This is a genomic window from Sphingomonas sp. CD22 (assembly GCF_034556155.1).
In the GTDB taxonomy this organism is placed as follows: domain Bacteria; phylum Pseudomonadota; class Alphaproteobacteria; order Sphingomonadales; family Sphingomonadaceae; genus Sphingomonas.
The window spans coordinates 301,988-311,087 of the sequence record NZ_JAYDYX010000006.1 but is presented as its reverse complement, the minus strand read 5'-3'; the positions used below and the strand labels follow the sequence as shown (position 1 = coordinate 311,087).

5 protein-coding genes are annotated in these 9,100 nt (G+C 69.2%); 1 reads left to right on the top strand and 4 read right to left on the bottom strand.

Annotated elements, in window-relative coordinates:
- Nucleotides 1-68: 68 nt before the first annotated feature.
- Complete coding sequence (locus tag SFC76_RS13970; protein ID WP_322850034.1) at nucleotides 69-1,361, bottom strand: SGNH/GDSL hydrolase family protein; 1,293 nt, start codon at nucleotides 1,359-1,361, stop codon at nucleotides 69-71.
- A 94-nt stretch (nucleotides 1,362-1,455) separates the two neighbouring features.
- Here SFC76_RS13970 and SFC76_RS13965 point away from each other — a divergent pair, with 94 nt between their 5' ends.
- Nucleotides 1,456-3,909: a glycosyl hydrolase 115 family protein gene (locus SFC76_RS13965; RefSeq protein ID WP_322850033.1), complete on the top strand. Its 2,454-nt coding sequence runs from the start codon at nucleotides 1,456-1,458 to the stop codon at nucleotides 3,907-3,909.
- A 9-nt stretch (nucleotides 3,910-3,918) separates the two neighbouring features.
- Here SFC76_RS13965 and SFC76_RS13960 read toward each other — a convergent pair whose 3' ends face one another.
- The 3 genes from SFC76_RS13960 to SFC76_RS13950 form a co-directional block, all read right to left on the bottom strand.
- Entirely contained in the window at nucleotides 3,919-5,061 is a 1,143-nt protein-coding gene (locus SFC76_RS13960; RefSeq protein WP_322850032.1) for an endo-1,4-beta-xylanase, read from the bottom strand.
- A 126-nt stretch (nucleotides 5,062-5,187) separates the two neighbouring features.
- On the bottom strand, nucleotides 5,188-6,288 hold the full coding sequence (locus SFC76_RS13955; RefSeq protein WP_322850031.1) for a Ca2+-dependent phosphoinositide-specific phospholipase C: 1,101 nt from the start codon (nucleotides 6,286-6,288) through the stop codon (nucleotides 5,188-5,190).
- A gap of 3 nt (nucleotides 6,289-6,291) precedes the next feature.
- Nucleotides 6,292-8,976 carry a TonB-dependent receptor gene (locus SFC76_RS13950; protein WP_322850030.1) on the bottom strand — a complete coding sequence of 895 codons (2,685 nt, stop codon included), beginning with the start codon at nucleotides 8,974-8,976 and terminating at the stop codon, nucleotides 6,292-6,294.
- Nucleotides 8,977-9,100: the final 124 nt, after the last annotated feature.

Below are 9,100 nucleotides of genomic sequence, written 5' to 3'. Positions count from 1 at the left end.
AACTCATCTGTAACGCCTCCGAGGAAATACCCGCGGAGGCTTTTTTGTGCCTGGCGTCGACTGCGTCGTTACCGATGCCGGCGACGCACCCGCAGATCGCTCGCTTCGAACAGGCGTAGCGGGATCGCGTCTGCCATTGCGCGATAGCCTGCTTCGTTGGGGTGGAGGTGATCGCCGCCATCATAGGCGGGCAACAGCCGGTCCGGATGCGCGGGATCACGGATCGCCGCGTCGAAGTCGATGACGTCGTCGAAGATGTGCGACCGGCGGATCATCGCGTTGATCGCTTGCCGGGTGGCTTCGGTCTGCGGCGAGGCATGGTAGTAATCGTTGCCGACGAGCGGGGTGATCGTCGCGCCGATCAGCCGGATGCCGTGGGCGTGCGCGCGGGCGGCGAGATCGCGATAGCCGGCGGTGATCGTGGCGATCAGGGCACGGTGTGTCGCGTCGTCTGCGGGGGCGTCGCGGGTGAGGACGCCGAGGTCGTTCACCCCCTCCAGCACGATGGCATAGCGGACGTTCGGCCGCGCGACGACGTCGCGGTCGAAGCGCGCCATCAGGCTTGGGCCGTTGCCGTCGAGTAGGATGCGGTTGCCGCCGATCCCGGCATTGACCACCGAGAGCTCCGCCGTGCCCCGGTTCGCCGCGAGACGGCGGGCGAAGACGTCGGTCCAGCGCGCGTTGCCGTCGTCGCGGACGCCGCGGCCGTCGGTGATCGAATCGCCGATCGCGACGATCGCGCCCTGCGTGCCGCCGCCGGCGACCTCGATATCTGAGAGATCCCACCAGCCGCCGATCCGTTCGGGCGCGATCAGCGTCGCCGCCGTGCTCTGGTCGTCGCGCACGAGGAAGGTCGTCGCGCGCGCGCCGGGGTGGCCGGTATGACGCGTCGCCGGCTTGGGCAGGAACAGGCTGATCGCGAGATCGTCACCAGCATGCGTCGCCAGCGGCAGTGGGTCCGAATAGACTTCCGCACCGGCCGGAATAGTAATCGCGGTAGCGCCCGCGAAGGTGAGCGCGACGTTGCCGGTGACCTGCGGCTGGCCCGGCACGCCCCGCCCCAGCCGCGCCGCGCCGATGCGCAGCGGCGTGTCGCTCATTACGTTGGATAGACGGACGCGGAGCGTCGCGCCGCCGGCGGAGAGATGGACGATCTGCCGGAGCGTCACCGGGCCGAGCGCGGCGATCCGCTCGGCATCTGCGGCGGTGGCGAGCATCTGCGCCGATCCCCAGGCCGGAACCCAGCGTGGCGAGGGCAACGCACGCGCCGGCGCCGTCGAACGGAGCGGCTGCGACGATCCGCCGGCCGCCAAACCCGCCAGCACGATCGCCATCGTGCCAAAGCGCCACCGTTTCGTCATTCGCCGCTCCTGATCGTCCATCCTCTTGTCCGAGGCTTCGTGTTAGCGTTATCACCGAAGCAGGTACCGCGACAACCGGCGGACGGGAGAGGATATGCGGCTGCACCGGATCATGATGGCGATGCTCGTCGCGGCCAGTCCGGCCGCGGTCGTCGCGACGGCACCGGAATGTGCGGGGCCGGTGGCGGCGTGCACGCGCGCGGCGCCGGGCGCGGTCGCGCTGCTCGCGCCGGGGCGGGCGACGCTGATCGCCGTCGACGCCGCCGAGGATGCCGGGGTGCGGCGCGCGGCCAGCGACCTGGTCGGCGATCTCGTCGCGGTCGGTGGGGGCACCGTGAGGCTGGTGGACAAGGCGGACGCGGGCACAACGGTGATCGCGGGAACGCTCGGCAGTCCGCTGATCGAAGCGCTGATCCGCGCCGGCAAGATCGACGTCGGTGGTCTCGCCGGGCAATGGGAGGGCTATGTCGAACAGGTGGTCGAGCGGCCGCTGCCGGGTGTCGATCGCGCACTGATGATCGTCGGCGCCGATCGGCGCGGCACGATCTTCGGCCTTTACGACATCAGCGCCAAAGCGGGGGTCAGCCCGTGGACCTGGTGGGCCGACGTGCCCACGCAGAGGCATTCGACGCTCTACCTCACCGCTGGCCGCGTCGCCGACCATCCGGTGGTGAAATATCGCGGCATCTTCATCAACGACGAGGAGCCGGCGTTCGGCGGCTGGGTGCGCGCCCGGTTCGGCGGGGTCAACCATCTCGCCTATGAGAAACTGTTCACGCTGCTGCTGCGCTCCAAGGCCAATTTCCTGTGGCCGGCGATGTGGGGCAAGTCGCTGTGGCAGGACGATCCCGCCTCGGCGCCGCTCGCGCGTGAGATGGGCGTCATCCTCGGCACCTCGCATCACGAACCGATGGAGCGCGCCAATATCGAATGGCAGCGGCAGGGTGGCGGTCCGTGGGATTATACCCGCAACGCCGACCGGCTGCGCGCCTTCTGGCGGGCGGGGATCGCCCGGCGCGGCGTGTCAGAGGACCCGGTGACGATCGGTATGCGCGGCGACGGCGACGAGCCGATGACGCAGGGCACCGCGATCGGCCTGTTGCAGCGGATCATCACCGACCAGCGGCGCACGATCGCCGAGGTGACCGGCAAGCCCGCCGCCGCCACGCCGCAGGTGTGGGCGCTCTACAAGGAAGTGCAGGATTATTACGACCAGGGGATGCGCGTTCCCGACGACGTCACTCTGCTGTTTTCCGACGACAATTGGGGCAACATCCGCCGCTTGCCGGCGCCCGGCGAACGGCGCGCGGGCGGCGGCGGTGTCTATTACCATTTCGATTACGTCGGCGGGCCGCGCAATTACAAATGGCTCGACACCAATGCGGTGCCGCGGGTGTGGCAGCAGATGGCGATGGCGCACCGGTTCGGCGCCGACCGGCTGTGGATCGTCAACGTCGGCGACCTCAAGCCTATGGAATATGCGACCAGCTTCTTCCTGACGATGGCGTGGGACCCGGATCGGATGACCGAGGCGGCGATGCAGGCCTATCCGGCGCGCTGGGCGGCGCAGCAGTTCGGCGCAGCGCAGGGGCCGGCGATCGGCGCGCTGATCGCCGATTACGGGCGCCTCGCCAGCCGTCGCAAGCCCGAGCTGATCGACGCCGACACCTATGCCACGACCGCGGGCGGCTGGGCGCGCGTACTCGGCGAATGGAACGCGCTGGCGGCACGGGCGCGGCGAATGGTCGTGACGATCCCGACGGAGCGGCGCGACGCTTATGACGAACTGGTGCTGCACCGGATCGAGGCGATGACCAACCTGCACCGCCTCTACGCGGCGGTCGCCGCCAACCGCAGTGCGGCACGCGCCGGCGACGCGGCGGCGACGGCACGCTGGGCGGCCGCGGCGCGCGGCTATTTCGCCGAGGATGCCGCGCTGCGTCGACGCTACGAGGGGCTCGCCGGCGGCAAATGGCCGAAGATGATGGCGCAGACGCATATCGGCTATACCGGCTGGCAGCAGCCCGATGCCGACGTGATGCCGGCGCTGGCGACGGTGGCGGCCCCACTGCCGGTGCCGGCGATGGTCGCGCCACCGCTGCGCCGCATCGCCGCCGACGCCGGCCGGACGATCGACGGCGCCGGCCTGCGCTGGCAGCGGGTGGCGGGATTTACCGCGGAGGGCGCGGCGATGATCGCGACGCCGGTCACCGCGCCGGCGATCGAGCGGCCGGGCGGCGCGGGGCCGCAGCTCGCCTATACGATCGACCTGCCGGCGGGTGCCCGCCGCTTCGACGTGGTCGCCGCGCCGGGGCTCGACGTGCGCGGCACCGGCCGCCACCGGGTGGCGCTGTCCCTCGACCGGGGGGCGCCGGTGATCGTCAACCTGCTCGCCGGCGAAACCGAGGCGCGCTGGGGCAAGGCGGTCGCCGACAATCGCCGCGTCGCCGGCGCGACGCTGCCGGTGGCGCGTTCGGGACGGCACGTGCTGCACCTCTGGCTGGTCGACCCGCAGGTGGTGATCGAAGGGATCGAGGTGGCGGGCTAGCGCCGCCCGCTACCGCGCCGGTGCCGCCGCGAGTGCGGCGGCGATCGCGGTGCGCATCGGTTTGGGGTGGAGTGCGACGTCATAAGGGGTCGGGCGGCGCTTGACGCCGTCGGGGCGCGGTTCGAAGCCTTCGATCCAGCTGTGTGCGTCGCTCAGGCCCCAGCACAGCACGTCGCGCAGCTTGGGATAGGACAAAGTGATGTCGAGATAGGTGCGGGTGAAGTCCGCGACCGCGCGGTCGCGCGGTGCGATCGCGGCGGGCAGATGGTTGTCGCGGACGTCGAGTTCGGTGATCAGCAGGCCATAGCCCATCGCGGTCACCGCATCGAGAAAGTGCCGCCAGTCGCTCTCGAGCCGCGCGGCGTCGGCGCCGGCATCGATGCCCTGCGTGACGAGGTGCGACTGGACGCCGAGCGCGTCGACCGGCACGCCGCGCCGCCGGAAGCCTTCGAGCAGGCGCAGCACGCCGGCGCGATGCGCGGCGTTGCCCGGCTCCCAGCTCATATAATCGTTGTAGACGAGCTGCGCCTGCGGCGCCGCCGCCCGTGCGGTGTGGAAGGCGAGGTCGAGCGTCGCCTCGGCGCCGCCCAGCGCCTTCGACAAACTGGTGTCGTAGAGCACGCCGTCCTCCGGCCGCACCGCTTCGTTGACGACGTCGTAACTGGCGATGCGCCGGCCGTAGCGGTCGATGACGGTGCGGATGTGGGTGGTCAGCAGCGCCTCGGCGGCGGCATGCGGCTGCGCGCCGAAATCATAATCGTTGAGCCAGCGTGGAAACCATTTCGGCTGATGCCACAGCAGATTGTGGCCGCGCACCGCGAGATGCTCGCGTTCGGCCCAGGCCATGATCGCATCGAAATGCGCGAAGGCGAAGGTTGTCGGGGTCGGGCGGAGATGCTGCCACTTCATCTCGTTCTCGGCGACGATCAGCCCGCATTGCGCCGCGATCAGCCGCGCATAAGCGGGATCGGCGACGGGCACACCGTCACGGCCGGCCGCCTGCCAGGGCACCGCCGTACCGAAGCGCAGCCCGCGCCGCGCGGCGATGCCCTGCAGGCTGTCGGGCGCCGCGGCGGCGGCGAGCGGTGCGGCGGCGGCGACCGCCGCGGTGGCGACGGCACCGGCGAGCAGCTCGCGGCGTGACGGGGGCATAAGCGGTCCTCTCGATCGTTTGTTAGCGCGATCATTGGCGCCGCCGGTTCTTTGGTCAAGTCGTCCTAGAGCAAAGAAAACCGTGTCAGAACCGAGGCTTGAACCGCGGACTGCCGCGCAAACGGATCAGGGCGAGAGGCGGCAGGGGGCGCTCCGCACCGGATTGCACCGGGCCATCGCGCCGCCCGGCAGGGTGACGCGGAAGGCGAGATGGGCGGGATCGGGCGCGCCGGGGTAATAATCGGTGCTCACCGCCTGTGCGCCACTCGCGGCAGCGGCGGCGGCCTTGTGCAGGTCGTGCGCGCGCGCCTCGACGGTGTTGGCGTCGGTGCGGGTGCGGACGATGAGGCCCTGCGCGACCCATCGGCGGATCGCGGCGCCGTCGGCCACAGGGTCCTGGACGATCTCCACCGCCGCTTCCGGTTGGTCGTCGGGATACCAGCCGAACATCGCGCGGCCGGCGAGCGAGGGATGGCCGGCGCGATAGACGGCGGAGACCGCGTCGCGCACGTCGAACAGCACATAGACGCGGCCGCGCGCGGCGGCGAGCGTCGGCCAGCCGCGGGTGGTGACCGCCGCGTGCAGCGTGGCGGCCGTACCGCGCACCTCGTCGGGAGTGATCAGGCGCTTGCCGGGCAATGCGGCGCGGATCTCGGTGTCCAGCGCGTCGAGCAGGCGGGCATCGTCGAGCGGCAGCGGCGGGCTGATCCGCGCGTCCTTCCCCGGCGTGTCGGCTGCGTTGATCGTGATCATGATCGGCAGGTGGCGCGGATGCGCGCGCGACCATGCGTCGATCTCGCCGAGGCAACGGCGCAGCGTCATGCAGGTGGAGAGATAATCGACGTCGGGTATGTGGAAGACCTTGAAGCCCGGGCGCAGCATCGCCGGCCGGTCGAAGCCGGTCGCCTCACCCGCGGCGCGGGCGATGCCCTCGCCCTTGGGATCGGCATAGCGGCCGCCCTCGGGATCGGCGAAGACGTCGATCTCGAGTTGGCGTACGCCCGCGTCGAGCTGGCGGGCGAGTGGCAGGTGGTAATAATCGAGCGCCTCGGCGAGCTTAGGATCGGCGGCGCGCAGCCGGGCCATCACCGCCGCCGGGATGCGCGCCTTGAAGCTGTTGTGCGAGCCGATGACCTGGATGTCGTTCATCGCCTGCGGCGGCCGTTCGGCGGCGCTGCCGAATGCGGCGAGCGCCAGCAACGGCAGGGCGAGGGAGCGAAGCCGCATCGATCAGAACTCCGCCCGCGCGCCGAACAGGATCGTCCGGCCGTAATAATTGATCTCGCCGAAGCGCAATGTGTCGTCGTTGTAGGTGTAAGCGCGCGCACCGGCGAGATTGATGCCTTCGACGCTGAACATGAGCTGCGGGGTGACGCGCAGCGACAGATTGCCGTCGAGCGAACCGAAAGGCGCGGTGAAGGTCGGCGCCTGGGAGGTGCTGCCGGTGCCCGACAGATATTTGTCGCGCCAGACGTAGGACAGGCGGGCGGACACCGGACCGTAATCGTAGAAGCCGACCAGATTGTAGCTCTGCTTCGATAGGCCGAGCATCTCGTTGCGCAGCACGCGATTGCCGGCGGTGTAGTTCGCCTCCACCGAGGTGTGCGTATAGGACGCCTGGAAACCGAGGCCGTCGAGCGGCTTGGGCAGGAAGGTGAAGACCTGATTATAGGCGGCCTCGAAGCCGTAGACCTTCGCCTTGCCGCCGTTGACCGAGGTGCTGAGCAGCACGGTGCCGCGGTTGGGAATGTCGATATTGACGTTCTGCGCCGTGATGTAGTCGTCGAGGTTTTTGTAAAAGAGTGCGCCGGTGAGCGCGCCGCGACGGTTGAAATACCATTCGAGCGAACCGTCGAACTGCGTCGCGAGGAAGGGATTGAGTTGCGGGTTGCCGCCGCTCGCGGTCGCCGCATCGGTCGAGACGGTGATGCGCGGTGCGGAGTCGGTGATGTTGGGCCGGGTCAGCACGCGGCTTGCGGCGAGGCGGGCGACGAGTCGCGGCGTCAGCTCGGCACGCAGGTTGAAGCTTGGCAGCACATCGTTGAACGACCTCGGATAGCTGACAGCCTGCGGGGTGCTCCCGGTGGTCAGCGTGCCGCTCGCGACCTGATCGGTGTGGACGTAGCGCGCGCCGATGTTGCCGGTCACCTCGACCGAGCCGAGCATCACACCGTAATCGGCGCGAATATAGGCGGCGGCGATCTTTTCGGTGGTGACGAACGACGAGCGCTGGTCCGCCGGGGTGAGCGCGGCATTGGCGATCGCCGGGGTGAACAGCGCGTCATAATAGGCCTTGGTGACGGGCACGAGCCAGGTGCGCGGGCTGTTGCCGGTGACGCCGGCGAGGAAGTCGTCATAGGGCAGTTGCTGATACGCGCCCGAGCCGAGCACCGACAGCGGCTGGCCCGTCACCGTGTTGACGAGGAAGTCGCGGCGCCGATAGTCGCGCTTGCGCCAGTGATATTCGCCGCCCGCCGCGATCTTGCGCAGCAGGCCGTCGCCGACGTCATAGCCGAGGTCGGCGCGGCCGTAGGCGTCCCAATCCTTGCTGTCCTTCGGCGCGATGTTGAACTGCGATACCGTGTAATTCGCCGGATTGGACAGGTCGCGGGTGGTGGTGAGCGTCGGCAGCACCTTGTAGCCGCCCGACGCGTCATAGGTCAGCGGCGCGATGAACTGCGCGCGGCTGCGCACCGTACCCTCGGCATTGCTCGGGTGATAACTGTGCGCGCTCGACCAGCTGCCGTCGGCCGAGGCGTGCCAGCGATCCTGGTCGAAGCTCTGGCGCAGCGCGATGGTCAGCAGGTCGTGGCGGTTGAGGCTGTATTCGCGCGACGCCATGAAGCGCGCGTTGTTGATCGTCGCACCGACGACGGTGTTGCCGACAACCTTCTGCGACCCCGCGACCACCGAGGTGCCGGGATCGTCGGGATAGATGTCGATGCCGAATTCGTCATAGGCGACGTCGAGCCGGGTCGCGATCACGTCGAGCGTCGTGCGCAGCGCGGGCGTCGGCTGCCATTGCGCCGAGACGATGCCCGAAAGGCGCTTGCGGTCCTCGGTCTCGACGGTCGGGCGCGTCCGCGTCGGCGTGTACAGGCCCAAGGGTAGGGCGCCGGCCTCAGGCTTGGTGAATTTGTCGAGGTTCCAGCCGAAGTTGATGAAGCGGTCGTTGCGGACCTGCTTTCCCCAATATTGCGCGCCGGCGAGGATGCCGAACGTCTCGTCCGGGCTGCGATAGCTGGTCAGCAGCGTGGCATTGGGCTCGACGTGGTGCGTCTGCGCGGTGAAGGTGTAGCGCGAGTTGAGCGTCGTGCGCGTGCCGATGTCGAGCGGGTGGAAGGTCTTGACGTCGATATTGCCGCCGAGCGCGCCCTCGTTCATGTCCGGCGTCGGCGTCTTGATCACGTCGATGCTCGACACGAATTCGGCAGGCAGCATCTCGAAGCGGAACTGGCGGCCGTTGGCGCCGCCGTTCTCGATCAGGTCGTTGAGCGCGACGGTGCGGCCGTTGACCAACGTGTTCTGGAATTGCGGGCCGAGGCCGCGGACGCTGACGTACAGCCCTTCGCCGCGCGGCCGGGTGATCGCGACGCCGGGCACCACCTGCAACGCCTCGGCGACGTTCTGCGCGGGGAATTTGCCGATGTCGGTCGAGGCGATCGAATCGAGGCCGTAAGCGGCCTTGCGCTTGGCTTCGGTGGCGGCGGCGATGCTGCGCGCATAGCTGCCGGTGACGACGATGTCGCGATCCTGCTCCGCGTTATCTGTTGCCGCATCGCCGGCTGCCGCGTCGGCGGCTGCCGCGTCGGTCGTGCCTGTCGACCGGGTCTGCGCGCCTGCGGTCGGCGCGGCGAGCAGTGCCGCGAGCGTAAGCGGCAGCGTGGCGCCAATCAGGCGCGAAGTGCGAAGCATGTATATTCCCCCTCGGCTTTGTGCCGTTCGCCCCGCCGCTAGGAGGAGAAGGTTACACGCCAAAGTAATACCAATTTCAGTTTCGTGACGGACACTCTGCTCGAGTTTCGCTGCGCCGCACAAT

What these genes read in the sequence shown, in the direction of transcription:
- SFC76_RS13970 (WP_322850034.1), bottom strand. Translation starts at nt 1,361, where the DNA reads ATGACGAAACGGTGGCGCTTTGGCACGATGGCGATCGTGCTGGCGGGT.
- SFC76_RS13965 (WP_322850033.1), top strand. Translation starts at nt 1,456, where the DNA reads ATGCGGCTGCACCGGATCATGATGGCGATGCTCGTCGCGGCCAGTCCG.
- SFC76_RS13960 (WP_322850032.1), bottom strand. Translation starts at nt 5,061, where the DNA reads ATGCCCCCGTCACGCCGCGAGCTGCTCGCCGGTGCCGTCGCCACCGCG.
- SFC76_RS13955 (WP_322850031.1), bottom strand. Translation starts at nt 6,288, where the DNA reads ATGCGGCTTCGCTCCCTCGCCCTGCCGTTGCTGGCGCTCGCCGCATTC.
- SFC76_RS13950 (WP_322850030.1), bottom strand. Translation starts at nt 8,976, where the DNA reads ATGCTTCGCACTTCGCGCCTGATTGGCGCCACGCTGCCGCTTACGCTC.